Below are 19583 nucleotides of genomic sequence, written 5' to 3' on the forward strand. Positions count from 1 at the left end.
CCCTGCGGCCTGCGGTCCGCGCGTCGGTCGGACGACCCCCGCGCATCAGTAGGCCCCCTGCCCGTGGATCACGGCGCGGAGTGTCTTCCACAAGATCACCGTGTCCAGGGCCAGCGACCAGTCCTCGACGTAGCGCAGGTCGAGGCGGACCGCCTCTTCCCACGGCAGGTCGCTGCGTCCGCTGATCTGCCACAGGCCGGTGAGCCCGGGCTTGACCAGCAGCCGTCTTCGGATGTCCGGGTCGTACGCGGCGGACTCCTCCGGCAGCGGGGGCCGGGGTCCGACGAGCGACATGGATCCGGTGACCACGTTGAAGAGCTGTGGGAGCTCGTCGAGCGAGTACCGGCGCAGCACCGCTCCCACCCGGGTCACCCGCGGATCACGGCGGAGCTTGAACAGCAGGCCCGCGCCCTCGTTCCGGTCGGCCAGGGACGCCCGTGCCCCGTGGGCCCCGGCGACCATGGTGCGGAACTTGAGGATGCTGAACTCGCGGCCGTCCTTGCCGACTCTGCGCTGGCGGTAGAGGACCCCGCCGCGGCTGTCCATCAGCACGAGCAGCCCGACGAGGAGCATCAGCGGCGCGAACACCACCAGCAGAATCGTTGCGCCCACTCGGTCGACGACCCCTTTGATCGCCCGGCGGCCCCCGCTGAAGGTCGGCATGCTGACCCGCAGCAGCGGAATCCCGAGCACCGCGTCGACGTGCAGGCGCGGGCCGGCCACCTCCATCAGCACGGGGGCCACGACCATCTCGGCGTCGCTGCCTTCGAGGTTCCAGGCCAGCCGCTGGAGCCGGTCCGGTGACCAGTACGGGTCCGGTGTGACGGCTACGACCCGGTAGCCGTCGTGGCGGACGTGCTTGGCGACGTCCTCCAGCATCCCTATGACCGGTACGCCGTCCAACTGGTCGCCGTCGAGGCCGCCTTGGTCTCCGTCGACGCCGCGGCCGTCCGTCGTGCACACGGCCTCCACCCGCCAGCCGAGGTGCGGGAACTTGCGGGTCCGGTTGATCAGATCGCGCACGGTTGCCGGGCTCCCGGCGGCGAGCACCGGTCTCAGGCAGCGTCCGTCGTAGCGCTGTCTGTGCAGCCAGAGCCGGAGCACATACCGCTCCGTCATCGTGACGAGCGCGATCGCCGGGATCGCGACGAAGATCCAGAGCTTGATGTTGCGCGAGGTCAGAGCGATCCCGCCGAGCGCCAGGACGACGGTCGCCGTGAACAGTGAACGTCCCAACCGGCGGAATTCCTCGGCGCCCTGGCCGAGTACGGCCGGAGACCACGAGCGGCTCACCGCCAGCGCGCCCAGCACCAGCAGCTGGGTGCCGAAGGCGAGAATCCCCCACTTCTCATGCCAGTTGGCCGCGTCCCTCGCCCCGAAGAAGTCGCCGATCCCGGCCACCACGAAGGCGGTGGCCACGGTGTCGCTGAAGATGACGGTACGCCGGTACCGCTGCTCCCAATCGGTCGCGGGCTGACTGATCGCCCCGTCCGTCAGACGCCCACGCGCCGACGGAAAAGGGCCGACTATTCCCCCCTGCCGCACAGAACCCCCCAAGGTCCCCAGTGGTCCGGCGTCGCCGCCTCACACTGTTTCGCCCCCTGCGGAGGGTCCCCGCCCTCCGCACTGTGCCTCCCCCTCGAGAGGCCCCCGCCGCACTGTTCCCCCTCGGAAAGCCACCGCCCCCGGCGTGTGGCATTCCGCTTGTCCCAGAGTTACGTCGACGACCCTGGCGATCGCGGACCCTCAGGTCCCGCCGGGCTCGTGACGTACGCGAGGACCCTCCGAAACCTCGGATGCTCCCCGTGCCCCAAGTCCCTCTCGAACTCCAAGAATTGATCCCCCCACGTCCGGCGCGGGAGACGCGGCTACTGGCCGTCCACAACGCCCGACCCATAGATCATCTTTTGTGGCTCGGTGTCCCACCATGCGAAAGCACGGTCAATCTAGACCATCTGGGGGCGCCTGAAGAGAGGTCTGTGTGGATTTTGTGCTCAAGATTTTGAGAGGTGTGTCCGTGGATCGCCGAACGCCCACGGGTGCCTTGGTGACGGAAAACGTCCCTTGCGCCCACCGACGGCGGCACTCCTCCGGACCGACGGCACCGGCGGCGCGAGGCGTCCCGGCACCGATCAACGGCACCCGGTACCGGCATTCACCGCTCCGTTTGCGCAGGCAGACGCCGACGCCGACCGCGACCGGGTCGTCGCCGTCGACTCCTAGATCGTCCACGCCGTCCAGCCCGCCACCGGAGCCCACGCGAACCGCCCACCGGCCGCGCCGGGCGCCCAACCGGCCGATTCACGTACCCATGGGGCGTACTCCTCACGAGCCGTCAGACCCCACCGAAGAAGGCAGGACAGGCGCGCGACAATGCCGCGAGGGCCGATCGGATCGCCCTGCGCGAGCGCCGTGGCGGATACGACGGCCGGTCGCCGGCCCTCGCCGGTACGGGGAGCGCGGCAAGATCGCGCCGAAGCCCGCGCACCAAGCCGCTCGGGCACGACAAAGACCGCCTTCCCATCGCTGAGAAAACGGCCTCTGACCTGCGACTTCTAAAGTCGGGACGACAGGATTTGAACCTGCGACCCCTTGACCCCCAGTCAAGTGCGCTACCAAGCTGCGCCACGTCCCGATACCCGTCTGACCTGGGGTTTCCCCTGGTTGAACGCGCATGGAAACAATACCGCACTCCCGTCGGTGATCGCGCACGCCTTTATCCGGGGGGGGATCGCCTTCCGTCCGACTCCGAACCCGCCGCTTGACCTGAAGTTTGGTTGAGGTTGCACGATCGTCCGCATGACGACCACCACCACGGAACACAGCAGCCTGCACACCTACGGCGACCTGCCCCGCCTCATGGGGCTGATGACCGGCGACGAGAAACACGGCCCCGCGGCGACCTCGACACTCGACGTGCTGTGGGTGCTCTACGACCGGGTGCTACGGGTCTCCCCGGAGCGGATGGACGACCCCGAGCGGGACCGGTTCCTGCTGTCCAAGGGGCACGGGCCGATGGCGTACTACGCCGTGCTGACCGCCAAGGGATTCGTACCGGCGGAGTGGCTCCCGGACTTCGGTTCCTACGACTCGCCGCTCGGCCACCACCCCGACCGGGTGCTGGTGCCCGGCGCCGAGATCGGCAGCGGGTCGCTGGGGCACGGGCTGCCGATCGCCGTGGGGACGGCGCTGGGGCTGCGGGCCCAGGGGCGCACCGAACCGCGGGTCTGGGTGCTGGTCGGGGACGCCGAGCTGGACGAGGGCAGCAACCACGAGGCCATCGCCTTCGCCGGCCCCGCCGGACTGGACCGGCTGCACACCGTCGTCGTCGACAACTCCTCCGCCAGCCATGCCCGCCCCGGTGGCATCGCCGCCCGCTTCGAGGCCGCGGGCTGGTCCGCGGTGACGGTCGACGGCCGTGACCACGAGGCGCTGTACGCCGCCTTCACCGCGCCGCACCCCGGTCGGCCCCATGTGGTCGTGGCCCGGGTCGAACCGAAGTCCGCCTGACCGTCCCGTCCCGCCCTCCCCTCCCCCACCGGCACATCGAGAAAGGCTCTCCATGGACACCATGCGTGACCGGTTCGCCCCGGTCGTCTCCCGGCTGCTCGACGACGATCCGCGGGTCGCGGTCGTGCTCGCCGAGATCGGCAGGGACGGCTTCGCGGACGCTCGACTCCGGCATCCGGAGCGGGTGATCAACGTCGGCATCCGCGAGCAACTCCTCGTCGGGGCGGGCGCGGGCCTCGCCCTGACCGGGATGCGCCCGATCGTGCACACCTTCGCCAGCTTCCTCGTCGAGCGGCCCTTCGAGCAGGTCAAGCTGGACCTCGGGCACCAGGACGTCGGCGCGGTCCTCGTGAGCGCGGCGGCCTCCTTCGACTGGCCCGCCGGCGGATTCACACACATGGCACCGGGCGACGTGGCCCTCCTCGACACCCTGGACGGCTGGACCGTGCATGTCCCGGGCCACCCGGACGAGGCCGAGACCCTGCTCCGGCACGCGGTCGCGGCAGGCGACGACAAGGTCTACGTCCGGCTCTCCGTCCAGTCGAACGCGGAGGCCCGCCCGGTCGACGGCGCCCGCTTCCACACCGTCCGCGAAGGCCGCTCCGGCGTGGTCGTCGCCGTGGGACCGATGCTCGACAACGTCCTCGCCGCGACGGAGGGCCTCGACGTCACCGTCCTGTACGCCACGACCGTACGGCCCTTCGACACGGACGCGTTGCGTGCCGCCACCCTGGCCGCCGGCACGGATGTCGTCCTGGTCGAGCCGTACCTCGCGGGCACCTCGACGACGGCCGCCAACGACGCGCTCGCCGACGTGCCCCACCGCGTCCTCGGCCTGGGCGTCGGGCGCGCGGAACTCCGCCGCTACGGCACCATCACCGAGCACCTGACCGCCCACGGCCTCGACCCGCGGGCGCTGCGCGAACGGATCGGGGGCTTTCTGGGCGGATGACCAGGGCCTGTGCCCGGCGTACGGGCACGCCCGCGCCGGCACCCGTGGTCGCCGTCACCTCTCCTGCGGGCAGGCCCGTTCACGCGACGCCGCGGTGCTGAGGGCTCCCGGGCCGGCCGTGATCGCGTCGGCGCGTATCAGTCCGCGTACGGCAGGTATCAGGAGCAGGGTGGTCGGCACCACGAGGCTCATCGCGCCCGCGGCCAGGAGCACGTGGTCGGTGCCGAGGGCCGTGGCGGCGGGGCCCGCCAGGGCCTGGCCTACCGGCATCATCGCGAGGGAGCCCGCGACGTCGTAGGCGTGGATGCGGTTGAGGACGTCCGGTGGGACCTGGGTCTGGACGCTCGTCGCCCACATCACGCCCCAGAAGGACATGCCCACCCCGGCGACGGCCGCTCCGGCCGCCATCGCGGACACGCCGAGCCCCGCCCCGACCGTCGCCGGGAAACCGGCGAAGGCGAACAGGGCGATCGCCCCGGCGCGGAGCATCCGGCGCGGGCGCAGCCGCAGGGCGAGGAGGCCGCCCACGACGGTGCCCGCGCCCAGGGCGGAGTTGATCAGGCCGTAGGCGCGCGGGCCGTGCTGTTGGACGACCTGGGTGGCGACGAGCGGGACGGTCGGGCCCCAGACGGCGATCATGTAGAGGCACCACACGGCGATGACTCCCCAGAGCCAGGTGCGGGATCTGAACTCCCGCCACCCCTCGACCAGATCGGCCTTGAAGGCGCCCGAGCCGTGCCCGGGTTCGCGGCTGCCCGGTGCGAGCGGGGGCAGCCTGAGCAGCACGAGGCACAGGGCGCTGACCGCGTAGGTGGCGGCGTGGGCCGCGAACACGCCACCGGGCGAGGTGAAGCCGACGAGGAGGCCCGCCACGGCCGGACCCGCGAGCTGGGCGGCGGACTCGGCGATGCGTATCGCGCCGTTCGCGCCCTGGATGTCGGAGGCGAGTCTCGGCACCGTGCTCGCCACGCCGGGCTGGAAGACCGCGCCCGCCACGCCGTTCACGAAGCCGATCACGCAGATCTCCCACAGGACCACATGGCCGGTGAAGAAGAGTGCGGCGGCGAGGGACTGGGTGCCGAGGCGCACCAGGTCGGCGCCAATCATCAGCTTGCGGGTGCTGAAGCGGTCCGCGATCACCCCGCCGAAGACCACGAGTCCCGCGAAGGCGGCGGCCGTCGAGGCCATGGCGAGGCCGACCGCGCCCGCGCCGTACCCGTGTTCCAGCAGGCCGGCCGCGAGGGCCACGGGGAGCATGGTGTCGCCGAGCCGGGCGACGGCGCGGGCCACGAAGAAGAGGGCGAAGTCCCGTGACCAGACGGGCCGTTCGCGACGCTCGTCACCCTTCCTCACCAACTGGGTGACCGCATCGGCAACGATGTCATCGCCTCCGCCGACCGCCCCGCCCGGCACCGGCCCCTCGCCTGCCGGACTCGACGACGTCCCCGTCATCTCGCACCGCCCCCTCCCCCGACCGCCGCCCCCGCGGCGCCCCGCCGGTGTTCATGAACTCCCTCTGGGCGGGAGCCGGATCCCCCTCCGTCCCGGCTCCCACTCCCGCTGTCGGATGATGCCACGCGCCACTGACAACGCCCGAGGTAATTTCACTCGCCGGACGGCAGACCCAACTCGGGGTAGGCCTCCAGGAGTCGGGGCGTGGCCGCCTGGCGCCAGGAGTCGGCGAGGATGTCACGGAGTTCCTCCTCGCTGTCCAGCCCGGCGAGGTACGCCCGCACCCAGGCGAAAGCCGCCTCGTGATCGGCGACCCAGAACTTCTTCGGCTCCGCCAGGACCAGTTCGTCGCGCTCCTCCTTGGGGCAGCGCACCGCGATGGAGGTCTCCTCCTCGGGCAGCGTGACGAACATCTTCCCGGCGACCCGAAAGGTGGGCATGTTCCAGGCGATCTTCTCCGTCGTGTCCGGGAGGGAGAGGGCGATACGGCGTACGTCTTCGGCATCCGGCATGCGTCGCAAGATAGCGGCTGCCACTGACAATCACCTGGTGAGCGTGGCTGCTCTCACCGGCGGGGACCGTCCGTCGCACCAAGCCGCCCGTCCACGCCCGTGCCCACCCGCTTGTAGTAGAGCGTCGTCGGGCGCAGCACCCCGTCCGGGCTCGCCGCGTAGTCCGGGATCACACCGGCCCGGGTCCAGCCCGTGGAGCGGTACAGGTGTTCGGCGGGGCTGTCGGTCTCGGTGTCGAGGTGGAGGAGGGTGATGCCGGCGGCCACGGCCGCGTCCTCCGCGACGGTCAGGAGACGGCGGCCCAGGCCCTCTCCCCTGGCCTCCCGGTGCACCATCAGCTTGACGAGTTCGGCGCGGTGGCGGCTGTTGGGCTTGCCCGGGAAGGCCAGACTCACCGTGCCGATGATCCGGCCGTCGCGCGGCGCGGCCCAGACGGCGAGGTGTCCGGCGGCCACCGCGTCGGCGCGCTCCCGCCACCAGTCGACGGCCGCCGTACGGGCGAGCGGCGCGAGGAACCCGATCGAGGCGCCGTCCGCCACGGTGTCGGTCAGTAGGTCCGCCAACTCATCCGCGGCGGACCGGAGTTGGGGCGCTTCCAGGCGCCGCACGGTCACCTTCACGGCAGCACCACCGCCAGTACGTAGCGCACGTCGTCGGGCCCAGGGCACCGGAACCGGGTCGGCCCCCACACCCGCAGCCGCAGGCAGTCACCGGCGCCCAGTTCGTGCTCGGCGTCCTGCGCCGTCACCGCGAGGGCTCCCTCCAGGACCCAGATGTGCTGTTCCAGGCCGGGTACGGGTGGCCGGTCGTAGGCGATGTCGGCGCCCGCGCGGAGCCGTCCCTCGACGAGTTCGCCGCGCAGCCCGGTGTGCGGGGGCGACACGGACCGTCGTACGAAACCGGAGGCGCGGTCCTCCCACACCGGTTGGTCGGCGGCGCGGACCAGCAGGGCGGGTTCGGCCTCCACCTCGCTGAGCAGGTGGGACATGGTGCGGCCGTAGACGCCGCAGAGGCGGTTGAGGAGGGAGGCGGTGGGGCTGATCTCGGCGCGTTCGGCGCGGGACAGCGTCGAACGGCTGATCCCGCTGCGCTCCGCCAACTCGCCCAGGGACCAGCCGCGTTCGGCCCGCAGAGCGGCCAGCCGGGCGCCGAGCCGGGCGTCCATGGGGTCCGCGGTCTCCACGGCGGTCTTCGCCTCGTCCGGTTTCATATTCGGGACGGTATCCCGGATATGAGACGACGAGGTTACGTCCGGGCCACTTCCTCCAGCGCGTCCAGTACCGGCCGGATCAGCGGGTGCTCCTCCGTGCCGCGGCGTACGGCGGCGAAGACGCGGCGGGTCGGGGCGACGCCGTCGACGGGGCGGACGACGACTCCGGTCAGGTCCGTGCCGCGCAGTGCCGAGCGGGGGACGAGGGCCACGCCCGCGTCGGCCGAGGCGAGGGCGACCACGGCACGGAAGTCGTCCGAGGAGTGTTCCAGGCGGGGCTGGAACCCGGCGTTCTCGCAGGCCAGGACGACCACCTCATGGCAGGGATTGCCAGGGTACGGGCCGATCCAGGGGTCCTTGGCCAGTTCGGCGAGGGGGACCTCGTCGGCGTCGGCGAGGCGGTGGGTGACCGGGACGACGGCGTCGAACGGCTCGGCATAGAGCGGGAGATGCGTCAGGCGCGGGTCGTCGGCGGGCGGGGCGCCGCGGTACTCGACGGCGACGGCGACGTCGACCTGCCGGTCCAGCACCATCGGCAGGCTGGCGTCGCCCTCGGCGTCCTGGACGCGGAGGCGGATTCCGGGGGCCAGCCGGGAGAGACGGGTCACCGCGGGCGCCACGACCTCCGCGATGCCGGTCGCGAACGCGGCGACGGTGACCGTGCCGGCCGCGCCCGAGCTGTACGCGGCGAGCTCCGCCTCGGCCCGCTCCAGCTGGGCCAGGACCACATTGGTGTGGCTGAGCAGGATCTCACCGGCCGGGGTCAGCCGTACGCCCTTCGCGCCGCGCTCGACCAGCCGGTGCCCGGTCTCCTGCTCCAGCGCGGCGAGCTGCTGCGAAACCGCCGAAGGGGTGAGGTACAACGCGGCGGCCGCCGCCGTCACGGTGCGGTGGTCGGCCACCGCACGGAGGATGTGGAGCCGCCGCGCTTCGATCATGGGACCGATTATCGCAATATGTCCGAGGGCGGGGGCGCGCATGGGGTGAAGGGGGGCGTGCCTGGGGGTGGAGGGGCGGGCGAGCCCGGTCCCAGGGGCGGTCGGGCCTGACCCGGCCCTCCGGGGCTGCCCCTCTCACCGAGCAGCCCCCTCACCTGGGGACAGCCCCCGACCTCACCCCGCCAGCTCGGCCCGCGCGGCGACGAACGCGTCCACCGCCCGGTTCACGTCCTCCGTGGAGTGCGCCGCCGACAGCTGGACCCGGATACGGGCCGCCCCCTGCGGCACCACCGGATACGAGAACCCGATCACGTACACGCCCCGCTCCAGCAGGAGCTCCGCCATCCGCCCGGCCACCGCCGCGTCGCCGATCATCACGGGGGCGATGGCGTGGTCCCCGGGGAGGATGTCGAACCCCTCCTCGGTCATCCTCCGGCGGAACAGCGCGGTGTTCTCGGCGAGTTGGACGCGCAGGTCGTCCGCGGACTCCAGCAGGTCGAGCACCTTGAGGGAGGCCGCGGCGATCACCGGGGCGAGGGCGTTCGAGAAGAGGTACGGCCGGGAGCGCTGGCGCAGCAGCGCGACGATCTCCGCGCGGGCGGCGACATAGCCGCCGGAGGCGCCGCCGAGTGCCTTGCCGAGTGTGCCGGTGATGATGTCGACGCGGTCCATGACGCCGTGCAGTTCGGGGGTGCCCCGGCCGCCGGGGCCGACGAAGCCCACGGCGTGCGAGTCGTCGACCATGACCATCGCGTCGTAGCGGTCGGCGAGGTCGCAGATGTCGCGGAGCGGGGCGACGTAACCGTCCATGGAGAAGACGCCGTCGGTGACGATCAGCTTGCGCCGGGCGCCGGACGCCTCCTTCAGCTGCTGTTCCAGGTCGGCCATGTCACGGTTGGCGTAACGCAGCCGGCGGGCCTTGGAGAGGCGGATGCCGTCGATGATCGAGGCGTGGTTGAGGGCGTCGGAGATCACCGCGTCCTCCGGGCCCAGCAGGGTTTCGAACACGCCGCCGTTGGCGTCGAAGCAGGAGGAGTAGAGGATCGTGTCCTCCTGCCCGAGGAACGCGGACAGCCGGGCCTCGAGTTCCTTGTGCACCTCCTGGGTTCCGCAGATGAAGCGCACGGACGCCATGCCGTAGCCCCAGCGGTCGAGGGCCGCGTGCGCGGCGGCGACGACGTCGGGGTGGTCGGCGAGGCCGAGGTAGTTGTTGGCGCAGAAGTTGAGGACCTCGCCGGGACGGCCGCCCGCGGTGACGCGCACGGTCGCGGACTGGGGTGAGCCGATCACGCGTTCGGGCTTGTGGAGCCCGGCGGCGCGGATCTCGTCGAGGGTGGTGCGGAGGTCGTCGCGCACGGAGTCGAACATGGGGGAAGCTCCTAAAGTTCCTTCACCGAAAGGGAGTTACGCGGCCCGGAGGGGATCTACGCGGTCCAGTCCAGGATGACCTTGCCGCCCTTGCCGCTCGCGGCGTCCGCGAACGCCGCCTCGAAGTCACGGTGGCCGTACCGGCCGGTGATCACGGGCGCGAGGTCGAGGCCGCCCTCCAGCAGGACCGACATGGCGTACCACGTCTCGAACATCTCACGGCCGTAGATGCCCTTGATGGTGAGCATCGAGGTGACGACGCGGGACCAGTCGACCGGGAACTCCTCGGCGGGCAGGCCGAGCATGGCGATCCGGCCGCCGTGCGTCATGTTGGCGATCATGTCGCGCATCGCCTCGGGGCGGCCGGACATCTCCAGGCCGATGTCGAAGCCCTCGCGGAGCCCCAACTCGCGCTGCCCGTCGGCGATCTGAGTATCCGTCACGTTCAGGGCGAGGCTCACGCCTATCTTGCGGGCGAGGGCGAGGCGTTCCTCGCTCACGTCGGTGACCACGACGTTCCGCGCACCGGCGTGCCGGGCGACTGCCGCCGCCATCAGGCCGATCGGGCCCGCACCGGTGATCAGCACGTCCTCGCCGACGAGCGGGAAGGAGAGCGCGGTGTGCACGGCGTTGCCGAACGGGTCGAAGATCGCGGCGACGTCGAGGTCCACGGGGACGCGGTGCACCCACACGTTGGCGGCGGGCAGCGCGACGTACTCCGCGAAGGCCCCGTCCCGGCCGACGCCGAGCCCGACCGTGGCCCGGCACAGGTGGCGGCGCCCGGCGAGGCAGTTGCGGCACTTGCCGCACACCAAGTGGCCCTCACCGCTGACCAGTTCACCGACGGCGATGTCGGCGACGTCCCGGCCCGTCTCCACGACCTCGCCCACGAACTCGTGGCCGAGCACCAGCGGCGTACGGATCGTCTGCCGCGCCCAGCCGTCCCAGTTCCGGATGTGCAGGTCGGTGCCGCAGATCCCGGTCCGCAGGACCTTGATCAGTACGTCGCCGGTTCCGACGGCGGGCTCCGGGACGTCCGCGAGCCACAGCCCGGGCTCCGCCTTCTCCTTGACCAGCGCCTTCAACGCAACGGCTCCTGAGGGTGAGGTCCCGGGCGCGGGCACGCCGAACGAGCCCGTTCCGGGTGTGGGGTGGATTCTGTGAGCAATCTGCCCCACCGGAGCGCCCCGGTCCATCGAGGTTTTCTTAAGCCGTGCCGCAGCTTTCCTTCACAGCGGTCAGCGCCGGTGACGAAGGGGGCGTTCTCCGAGCCGGACCGCATCCGAGCCCGCGAGCCGCCCGGCGCGGCGCCTGAGGTCGTCGGCCCGCTCCAGCGGGGCGCGGGTGTGCGGGAGCAGGGCGGCGCCGGCCGGGGTGAGGGCGATCGAGCGACGGTCGCGGTCGCAGAGCCGTACGCCCAGTTCGCGTTCGAGGGCCTTGATCTGCTGGGAGAGGGAGGGACCGGCGATCAGGAGGCAGTCGGCGGCCCGGCCGAAGGTCAGCTCCTCGGCGACGGCGACGAAGTACCTCAGCCGGCCCACGCGCCACGTCCGGCATGCTGCCTGTCGTGGCGCGCGGGCCGGTCACGGGTCACGATGAAGGCCTGGAAACCCGGCGCCCTGCCGTGGAGGCCCGAACGGAGCGAGATCATGCTGCGAGAGTTCCTGGTCGAGATCACCACCACGATCCCCGAGGGCACCCCTCAGGAGGAGGTCGACCGGCGCCGCGCCGCCGAGGCCGACCGCGCCCGCGAACTGGCCGCGACCGGCCGTCTGGCCCGGCTGTGGCGCCCGGTCGGCGAGCTGCGCAGCGTCGGCATCTGGCGCGCCGCCGACGAGGAGGAACTCCGCGAGAAGGTGCTCGGCACCCTGCCCCTGCACGCGTGGATGGCCTTCGCCGTCACCCCGCTGGAACCGCACCCGAACGACCCCGGCCGCACGGAGTAACTCGCCCTATCCGAGAGGGACTTCAGCACCACGGCGTGGATCGCGCTCCGGCGCGGTCCCGCGACCCTGCTGCACGGCGGGCTGCCCGGCCTCCGTCTTCTCGGACAACTGCCGTAGCCGGTAGAGCGGTTGGGCGCCGTCGCCACCGCGGCCGAGGATTCGCGTCCCCTCCCGTCGCCACCGTGCGACCGGTCGCCTATCCCCCGCCGAGCAGTTCGAGCCGGGCCACCAGGTCCGCCGCCGTCGACTTGATCGTCTCCAGACCCGGCTTCCCCCACGGCCGCGGTTCCGTGTCGACGACACACACGGTGCCCAGCGCCATCCCCGTGGAGTCGATGAGCGGTGCCCCCAGATAGGAGCGGATGCCGAACTCGTCGACGACCGGGTTGCCCGCGAACCGCGGATAGTCGCAGACGTCCTCCAGCACCAATGCCTTGCGCCGGACCACCACATGGGGGCAGAACCCGTAGTCACGCGCCAACTGCCGCCCCACCTCGGGCTTGGCATGCTCCCCTCCCGACACGGGCCGGGGCAGTCCGACCCCGCCCGGAGTGTGCAGGCCGGCGAAGAACTGCCGGTTCTCGTCGATGAAGTTGACCATGGCGTACGGCGCCCCGGTCAGGCCGGCGAGATGGTCCGCGAAGGCGTCGAGCGCCGGGTCCGGGTGCGCCCCGAGGCCCAACCCGCGCAGTCTGCGCCTCCGTTGAGGAGCCTCCTTGTCCTCGGGCGTGAGCAGCAGACGACCGGCCGGACGCGGCGGGTCGTAGCTCATGGGCGAACTCCGTCCCTGTGGACGTATGTCATGGAGGGCCTCCGTGGCGGTGTGCGGGGATCACATATGGGCACCATGGCTGGGCGCATGGGCCGGGGCGTGGGCGATGAGATGGCGTACGAGGGTCAGCAGGGTCTGGACACCCGAACTGGAGATCCGCGCGTCGCAGCGGACGACCGGGATGCCGGGGTCGAGATCGATGGCGGCGCGCACCTCCTCGGGGTCGTAGCGGTAGGAGCCGTCGAACTCGTTGATCGCGACGATGAAGCCGAGGCCGCGCTGTTCGAAGAAGTCGACGGCCGCGAAGCACTCCTCCAGGCGGCGGGTGTCGGCGAGGATGACCGCACCGAGGGCGCCCTCGGACAGCTCGTCCCACATGAACCAGAACCGCTCCTGTCCGGGCGTACCGAACAGGTAGAGCACGTGTTCCGGGTCGAGGGTGATCCGGCCGAAGTCCATCGCCACGGTCGTCTCGACCTTGTTCTCGATGCCTTCGAGATCGTCGGTCGCGGCACTGACCGTGGTGAGCAGTTCCTCGGTGCTGAGCGGCGCGATCTCGCTCACCGCGCCGACGAAGGTCGTCTTGCCGACGCCGAAGCCGCCCGCCACCAGGATCTTCAGCGCGGTGGGAAACGGATCGTGGCCGCTCTCGTAGTCAGAGCTGTCGTCGTAGTCCATCGAGCACTGCCTCCAGAAGAGACCGGTCAGTGGGGTTGTGGTGGAACTCGGGTGGCTTGGTGGTCAGCGCCCCGCAGTCGACGAGGTCCGACAGCAGCACCTTGGTGACCGCGGCCGGCAGCTTCAGGTGGGCGGCGACCTCGGCGACCGAGACGGGCGCGCGGCACAGGTCGAGGGCCTGTGCGTGCTCGGGTCCGAGGTAGCCGAGGGGGGTGGCTCCGGTGGCCATCACCTGCGACAGGAGGTCGAGTGCGACGGAGGGCCGGGTGCGGCCGTTGCTGACCGTGAAGGGGCGCACAAGACGTCCGGCCGCGTCGTCCAACCAAGGCCCGTCGCCGGCCGTCGCCACGCTCAACGCCTCATCGCAGGGGAATCGACGGCATGCTGCCGGGGCGCGGTCACGAGATAGGGGCGGACGCTCTTGACCAGCATCGCCATCTCGTAGCCGAGGACGGCCGCGTCGGCCTCGCGGCCGGCCAGTACGGCGAGGCAGGTGCCCGATCCCGCGGTGGTGACGAAGAGGAGCGTCGAGTCGAGTTCGACGACGACCTGCCGGACGTCTCCGCCGTCACCGAAGCGGACGCCCGCACTCCGGCCGAGGGAGTACAGCCCGGAGGCCAGGGCCGCCATGTGGTCGGCGCTGTCGGGGTCGAGCCCGTGAACCGACTTCACCAGCCCGTCGCAGGAGAGCAGGACCGCGCTGGTGGTGTGCGGCACGCGCTGCACGAGGCCGCTCATCAGCCAGTCGAGATCGGATACATGGCCGGTCGGCTGGCCGGTCGGCGCATCGCTCGCCATGGTGGATCGACTCCTTGGGGTCCGAAGGTCTGCGGGAGCGCGGGTGGGGGTGACGCTGGGCGTGGGGGTGGGGGCCTGCGTGGTCATCCGGCTGATGCGCTCCCGTCGTGCCGGGCGGTGCGGTCGTGGTCAGGTCCGGGCACATGGGTGTGCGCTTCGGACAGGGGGGCCGCCTCCATGTGAGGGGCGAGGGTGAAGCGGTCCGTCCCGGTGTCCGGTGCCGCTGTGTGAGCCGTGTAGCGGTGGAGCGCCGTGTCCTGATAGCCGGAACTCGTGTGGGTGGCCGACAGGTGCGGCGGGTCCACGGCGGTGTGCGCGTCCGGGGCCGTGGGGTCGGCGTGGAGCGCGTTCAGGTAGACACCGCCGGTGTGGACGCCGCCGGTTGTGTCGGCCCCGTTGGTGTGCGGGAACTCCATGTGGGGCGACGACGTGTGGTCCGCCGGCACGTGGTCGGAAGACATGTGGTCCGACGACATGTGGTCGAAAGACGTGTGGCCCGACGCCAGGTGCGATGCGGCCACCTCGACACCCTCCGACGGCACCGCCCCGGCTGCCGCCTCCGCGGCCTCCGCCGCCTCCATGTGCTGCTGTGCCTCCGCGAGGCCGATCCCGCGCTGGAACGCGGCCATCAGACCCGGGTCGTGCCCTGCGGGGTGTTCGGTGTCCTGGCGGGGTGTCGGGCCGTCGCGGAGCTGGGGTGCGATGTGCTCCTGGGCGCGGCGGCGCGGCAGTTGGGGCGGCTTGCCCATGGTGCCGCGCACCGCTCCGCCGCGCGGGACGGGCGCCGCGGTCACGTTCTCCGCCACGGTCTGCCGGTCGTCGGCACGGATTCCGGGCACGGCCGCCAAGGGGTTCGCGCGCTCCGCGTGGGCGCCGCGCACGGGCAGCGGCACCGGTCCGCCGCCGTTCGGCGCGGGTGCGGCGGGCGGTACGGAGTCCCGCCGCTGATGGCGTCCCGGCGACCCGGCCTCACGCTGGTGCCGCCCCGGTGCGCCCTGCCCGACCACGTGCTGACCACCACCGTCGGTCCCACCCTGCGGAACCTGCTGCGGCGGAACGAGCTGCTGCCCCCCGCCCAGGCTGTCCTGCGGCTGTCCCGCGGCCCCGGGGGCGCCCCGTGCCGTACCCAACAGGGCCTGCGGGACGACGAGTACGGCCTGCGTCCCGCCGTAGATGTTGGTCTGGAGTCGGACGTGGATGCCGTGGCGGCGGGCGAGCTGGGAGACGACGAACAGACCGATGCGGCCGTCGGCGAGGAGGCTGGCGACGTTGACCTGGTCGGGGTCGGTCAACAGGGCGTTCATACGGCTCTGTTCACCGGCGGGCATGCCGAGGCCGCGGTCCTCGACCTCGACGGCGAGGCCGGAGGTGACGAGGTTGACGCGGAGCAGCACCTGCGTGTGCGGGGCGGAGAACACCGTGGCGTTCTCGACGAGTTCGGCCAGCAGGTGGATCACGTCCGCGACGGCGTGGCCGCGCAGGGTGCCGTCGATCGGCGGCACGAGTTTGACGCGGGAGTACTGCTCGACCTCGGCGATGGCGGAGCGCAGCACCTCGGTCATGGAGACCGGGTTGCTCCACTGTCTGCGGGAGACGGCGCCGCCGAGGACGGCGAGGTTCTCCGCGTGGCGGCGGATGCGGGTGGCGAGGTGGTCGACGTGGAAGAGGCCCTTGAGGAGGTCGGGGTCCTCGATCTCGTTCTCCAGCTCGTCGAGGATGGAGATCTCCCGGTGCACCAGGGACTGGAGGCGCCGGGCGAGGTTGACGAAGACCTCGACCTTCTGTTCGCTGCCCGCCTGGCTGGAGAGCTGGGCAGCCGCGACGACCGCGGTGACGGCGCCGTCGTGGGCGTGTGCCAGGTCGGCGGCCAGAAGGTCGAAGTCGTCGGCGTCCCCGGGCGGCCTGCTGGGCGGCTTGCGCTGCGGTGGGCCCTCCCCTCGGCGGAGCGCCTCGACCAGGTCGCGCAGGTCGGCCTCGCCGCGCGCGCTGCTGCGGCGCAGGGCGCCGATGCGGTCGCTGACGGAACTCGCGGCGCGGCCCGCGGCCACGGCGGCGATCAGGATGCCGGTGAAGGTCACCGACGTGGCTCCGGCGAGGACGCCCCAGAGGGTGAGGCTGGTCCGCGCTCCGGTGGAGCGGACGGTGAACAGCACGGCCGCGCTGGCGCTCAGCGCGACCGCGACGGGCGGCAGCACGGCCAGGCGCAGGAGTTGGGGGCGTATGTGCGTATCGGGCAGTGCGGGCACGGGGCGGGCGGCCGGTCGCCCGTGCCGGCCGCCCTCACGGCGGTCTGCGCGTGCGACCGGTGCACGGAGTTGAGACATCGGCGTCCTCGTACGTGGTGCGTCGGGCCGGTTGCTCGCGCGGGGTGCGCGATTCGGGCATACGCCATCGGCGTGCCGGTCGAGAGAGCCGAAGAATTCGGCCCCGCGTCGCCCGACGGACACTCACAGTAGTCGCCAACGCATCAGGTGCGATGGGCAGTTGACAAACTCCCCCGGGGACCGTCCCGCTCTGGTATGAGGCCTCGTACGACAGACCGATAACCCCCTCGACGACATGCCGAAGAAGGACAAAGAATCGATCGCGCCTGATCGGAACCGGTCATGAAAAAACGTCGGGGGCCGGTGAGCAGTGATGCCCACCAGCCCCCGACGTTCGCCTCCCGCGCCCTCGCGACCGGATCGCGGGGGCGTTTCCCGGGGACTCGACCTTCCTCAGCCGCACCCCTGAACATCACGGAACGTGATGACGGGTCGAGCCTTCCCGGCCCGGTTCAACTCGGCTCGGCTGGCTCAGCGCTCGCTCGCGAGGTCCAGTTCCGCCGGGGGCGCCGGCTGCTTCGCTTCCGGCTCGGCCGGGGTCGCGGTGTGCCAGTGCCGGTCGATCGTGCCCCCGAAGGGACGCCACCACGGGTCCGTCGCCAGGGTGCCGCCCGGCTCGAACGGCTCGCCGGGCGTCGGTGTGGCCACGGCCTGACCCGCCGACTCCCCCGCGTCGGCGGTCCACTCGCCGGGCTCGGCCCATGGGTGCAGCGCCAGGTTGAACGTGCCCCAGTGGATCGGCAGCAGCACCCCGTGCGGCTGCCCGCCCTGGAGGTCGAGGTGGGCGCGCAGGCCCTCCTCCGGGGTCATGTGGATGTCGGGCCAGAACTCGCTGTACGCGCCGATCTGGATCATCGTGGCGTCGAAGGGACCGTGCGCGGTGCCGATGTCCTTGAAGCCGTCGAAGTAGCCGGTGTCGCCGCTGTGGTAGATCCGGTGCTCGTCACCGGCGACCACCCAGGAGGCCCAGAGGGTGTGCTGGGTGTTGCGCAGGCCGCGCCCGCAGAAGTGGCGGGCCGGGGTCGCGGTCAGGGTGAGGCCGCCGACCTTGGTCTCCTCGTGCCAGTCCAGCTCGCGCAGCCGGTCGGGGGACACGCCCCAGTGCTCCAGGTGCGCGCCGACGCCCAGCGGGACCGCGAACAGGGTGTCCGTGTCGGCCAGCGCCTTGATCGTGGGCATGTCCAGGTGGTCGTAGTGGTCGTGCGAGATGACGACGACGTCGACCGGGCCGAGCGCGGCCAGCGGCAGGGGCACCGGGTGCAGGCGCTTGGGTCCGGCGAACGGGAACGGGGAGCAGCGCTCGCCCCAGACCGGGTCGAAGAGGACCCGGTGGCCGTCGATCTCCGCGAGCACGCTGGAGTGGCCCATCCAGGTCAGCCGCAGGCCGGTCGCGGCGGGCCTGGCCAGGTCGGCGAGGGTGGTGGCGTGCACGGGCAGGGTGCCGGTGGGGGCGCGGCGGGCGCGCTCCTCCTTGTCGAGGTAGGACTTGCCCATCCCGCGCATCGCGCCGCCGGAGGGGCGAACGCTCGTGTTGCCGCCGGGGTTCTGGAAGACCCCGTCCTTGAAATGGGGGGATCTACGGATGCGCGCCAGGCGCTCGCCGCTCGGGTCCGCGCCGAAGGCCTCGGGCTGCAGCGCGCGGAGCCCGGAGCTGAGGGCACGGATTCCGGTCACGGTTCCTCCAGGTGGAGTCGGTCAGGCTTTCCATTATGGTCGACCCCTGCGACAACGCCGTCGCATCGGCATCACGGAGCCCGCTTTCCAAAGAAAGCCCAAAGTTCCATGCCGGGGGACGACACGCCGGGCCGGGACCCGGTCCCGCGTTGACAGGACCCGACGCCACTTCCGATACTGACTCGCCGTTCAGTAACCACTGGCCGGTCGACCTTCGGTACGCGTCCTGCCGGCCGGTGCCCCGAGGAGCCCGTATGACCGCCCCCTTGATGTCGCTCACCTGGACCGACCACGTCACCGGCCGCCAGGGCTTCCTGGTCGTCGACCGGCTGGTGCGCGGAGTGTCCAGCGGCGGCCTGCGGATGCGGCCGGGCTGCACCCTCGACGAGGTCACCGGGCTCGCCCGGGGGATGACCATGAAAGAGGCGCTGCACTACGACCCGGAGGGCCGCTACGTCCCCCTGGGCGGCGCCAAGGGCGGCATCGACTGCGACCCGCAGGACCCGGGGTCGTACGGCATCCTCGTGCGCTATCTGCGTGCCATGCGGCCGTACATCGAGAGCTTCTGGACGACGGGTGAGGATCTCGGGCTCACCCAGGACCTGGTCGACCGGGCCGCCGCGGAGGCGGGGCTCGTGTCGTCGATCCAGGCCGTGTATCCGCTGCTCGACGACGAGACGGAGGCACGGCGGCGGCTCGCGGACGCCTTCGCGGTCGAGGTCGACGGCATCGGTCTGGACGAGCTGGTCGGGGGCTGCGGGGTCGCCGAGTCGATGCTCGCGGCGCTGGACCGGGCGGGCGTGCCGTACGCGGGGACGCGGGTCGCCGTCCAGGGCCTGGGCACGATGGGCGGGGCCACGGCGCGGTTCCTCACGCGCGCGGGGCTGACGCTCGTCGCCGTCGCCGACGTCAAGGGCACGATCGTGAACCCGGGCGGACTGGACATCGACGCGCTGCTGTCGGCCCGGGACGCCTACGGCACCGTCGACCGTTCGGTGCTGCGTCCCGGCGACCTCGAACTGCCCGGCGAGGACTGGCTGTCGGTCGACGCGGAGGTGCTGGTCCCGGCGGCGGTGTCGTACGCGGTCGACACCTCGAACCAGCAGGGGATCACCGCCCGCTGGATCGTCGAGGCGGCCAACATGCCCGTCCTCCCGGAGGCGGAGGAACTGCTCTCCGCGCGCGGGGTCGTCGTTCTGCCGGACGTGGTCGTGAACTCCGGGACGAACGCCTGGTGGTGGTGGACCCTGTTCGGCGACATCGGCGCGGACGCGGACGCGGCGTTCGCCCACACCCGGCGGTCGATGCGCGCCCTGATCGACCTGATGCTGGCCCGCGCGGAGGCCGACGGCACCACTCCGCGCGCCGCCGCGCACGCGATCGTCGCGGACCGGCTGCCGGTCATCGCGGAACGGTTCGGCTGGTACCGGTGACGTACGGGGCACCACC

At 71.9% G+C, this 19583-nt stretch carries 18 protein-coding genes, 1 tRNA gene and 1 pseudogene; 4 read left to right on the top strand and 16 right to left on the bottom strand.

The features are described from left to right. Positions 1–45 precede the first annotated feature (45 nt). Both ACIRB1_RS02800 and ACIRB1_RS02805 read right to left on the bottom strand, forming a co-directional pair. A complete protein-coding gene (locus ACIRB1_RS02800) occupies positions 46–1545 on the bottom strand; it encodes a sugar transferase (protein WP_403464889.1) in 1500 nt (499 codons plus the stop codon). Between the two features lie 1016 nt (positions 1546–2561). Next, positions 2562–2635 (bottom strand) — tRNA-Pro (locus ACIRB1_RS02805). Positions 2636–2799: 164 nt separating this feature from the next. Here ACIRB1_RS02805 and ACIRB1_RS02810 point away from each other — a divergent pair. Both ACIRB1_RS02810 and ACIRB1_RS02815 read left to right on the top strand, forming a co-directional pair. Then, positions 2800–3510 (top strand): transketolase, encoded by a 711-nt coding sequence (locus ACIRB1_RS02810; protein ID WP_403464335.1) that lies wholly within the window; start codon positions 2800–2802, stop codon positions 3508–3510. Positions 3511–3562: 52 nt separating this feature from the next. Beyond that, positions 3563–4462 (top strand): transketolase family protein, encoded by a 900-nt coding sequence (locus ACIRB1_RS02815; RefSeq protein ID WP_403464336.1) that lies wholly within the window; start codon positions 3563–3565, stop codon positions 4460–4462. Between the two features lie 54 nt (positions 4463–4516). Here the strand turns inward: ACIRB1_RS02815 and ACIRB1_RS02820 are convergent, their stop codons facing one another. From ACIRB1_RS02820 to ACIRB1_RS02855, 8 genes and pseudogenes are all read right to left on the bottom strand, one after another. Continuing rightward, complete coding sequence (locus tag ACIRB1_RS02820; RefSeq protein ID WP_403464337.1) at positions 4517–5914, bottom strand: MFS transporter; 1398 nt, start codon at positions 5912–5914, stop codon at positions 4517–4519. A 152-nt stretch (positions 5915–6066) separates the two neighbouring features. Further along, a complete protein-coding gene (locus ACIRB1_RS02825) occupies positions 6067–6426 on the bottom strand; it encodes an MmcQ/YjbR family DNA-binding protein (protein ID WP_403464338.1) in 360 nt (119 codons plus the stop codon). A gap of 53 nt (positions 6427–6479) precedes the next feature. Beyond that, the gene (locus ACIRB1_RS02830) at positions 6480–7040 is read right to left on the bottom strand and encodes a GNAT family N-acetyltransferase (RefSeq protein WP_403464890.1); all 561 of its coding nucleotides are present in this window, start codon (positions 7038–7040) and stop codon (positions 6480–6482) included. A gap of 2 nt (positions 7041–7042) precedes the next feature. Next, complete coding sequence (locus ACIRB1_RS02835) at positions 7043–7636, bottom strand: helix-turn-helix domain-containing protein (RefSeq protein WP_403464339.1); 594 nt, start codon at positions 7634–7636, stop codon at positions 7043–7045. A 35-nt stretch (positions 7637–7671) separates the two neighbouring features. Then, on the bottom strand, positions 7672–8574 hold the full coding sequence (locus tag ACIRB1_RS02840; protein ID WP_403464340.1) for a LysR family transcriptional regulator: 903 nt from the start codon (positions 8572–8574) through the stop codon (positions 7672–7674). 174 nt (positions 8575–8748) lie between these two features. Then, complete coding sequence (locus ACIRB1_RS02845) at positions 8749–9942, bottom strand: glycine C-acetyltransferase (protein WP_403464341.1); 1194 nt, start codon at positions 9940–9942, stop codon at positions 8749–8751. Positions 9943–9998: 56 nt separating this feature from the next. After that, entirely contained in the window at positions 9999–11027 is a 1029-nt protein-coding gene (gene tdh, locus ACIRB1_RS02850; protein WP_403464342.1) for an L-threonine 3-dehydrogenase, read from the bottom strand. A 180-nt stretch (positions 11028–11207) separates the two neighbouring features. After that, positions 11208–11483 (bottom strand): annotated as a pseudogene (locus tag ACIRB1_RS02855) (LysR family transcriptional regulator); the annotation flags it as partial. A 111-nt stretch (positions 11484–11594) separates the two neighbouring features. On the opposite strand from ACIRB1_RS02855, the gene ACIRB1_RS02860 reads away from it, so the two are divergent. Beyond that, positions 11595–11888: a muconolactone Delta-isomerase family protein gene (locus ACIRB1_RS02860; RefSeq protein WP_403464891.1), complete on the top strand. Its 294-nt coding sequence runs from the start codon at positions 11595–11597 to the stop codon at positions 11886–11888. Between the two features lie 196 nt (positions 11889–12084). Here ACIRB1_RS02860 and ACIRB1_RS02865 read toward each other — a convergent pair whose 3' ends face one another. The 6 genes from ACIRB1_RS02865 to ACIRB1_RS02890 form a co-directional block, all read right to left on the bottom strand. Beyond that, positions 12085–12660: a GAF domain-containing protein gene (locus ACIRB1_RS02865; protein WP_403464343.1), complete on the bottom strand. Its 576-nt coding sequence runs from the start codon at positions 12658–12660 to the stop codon at positions 12085–12087. Positions 12661–12720: 60 nt separating this feature from the next. Then, the gene (locus ACIRB1_RS02870; protein ID WP_033281764.1) at positions 12721–13338 is read right to left on the bottom strand and encodes an ATP/GTP-binding protein; all 618 of its coding nucleotides are present in this window, start codon (positions 13336–13338) and stop codon (positions 12721–12723) included. After that, complete coding sequence (locus ACIRB1_RS02875; protein ID WP_033281763.1) at positions 13316–13687, bottom strand: DUF742 domain-containing protein; 372 nt, start codon at positions 13685–13687, stop codon at positions 13316–13318. Before ACIRB1_RS02875 ends, ACIRB1_RS02870 begins: the two co-directional genes overlap by 23 nt. A gap of 2 nt (positions 13688–13689) precedes the next feature. Beyond that, positions 13690–14136: a roadblock/LC7 domain-containing protein gene (locus ACIRB1_RS02880; RefSeq protein ID WP_352181102.1), complete on the bottom strand. Its 447-nt coding sequence runs from the start codon at positions 14134–14136 to the stop codon at positions 13690–13692. Positions 14137–14219: 83 nt separating this feature from the next. Next, positions 14220–16460 carry an ATP-binding protein gene (locus ACIRB1_RS02885; RefSeq protein ID WP_403464344.1) on the bottom strand — a complete coding sequence of 747 codons (2241 nt, stop codon included), beginning with the start codon at positions 16458–16460 and terminating at the stop codon, positions 14220–14222. 471 nt (positions 16461–16931) lie between these two features. Then, positions 16932–18134 (bottom strand): MBL fold metallo-hydrolase, encoded by a 1203-nt coding sequence (locus tag ACIRB1_RS02890; protein WP_403464345.1) that lies wholly within the window; start codon positions 18132–18134, stop codon positions 16932–16934. A 254-nt stretch (positions 18135–18388) separates the two neighbouring features. On the opposite strand from ACIRB1_RS02890, the gene ACIRB1_RS02895 reads away from it, so the two are divergent. Further along, on the top strand, positions 18389–19567 hold the full coding sequence (locus tag ACIRB1_RS02895) for a Glu/Leu/Phe/Val dehydrogenase dimerization domain-containing protein (protein WP_352181099.1): 1179 nt from the start codon (positions 18389–18391) through the stop codon (positions 19565–19567). Positions 19568–19583: the final 16 nt, after the last annotated feature.

It is taken from the genome of Streptomyces sp. NPDC096013 (genome assembly GCF_044763565.1).
GTDB lineage: Bacteria > Actinomycetota > Actinomycetes > Streptomycetales > Streptomycetaceae > Streptomyces.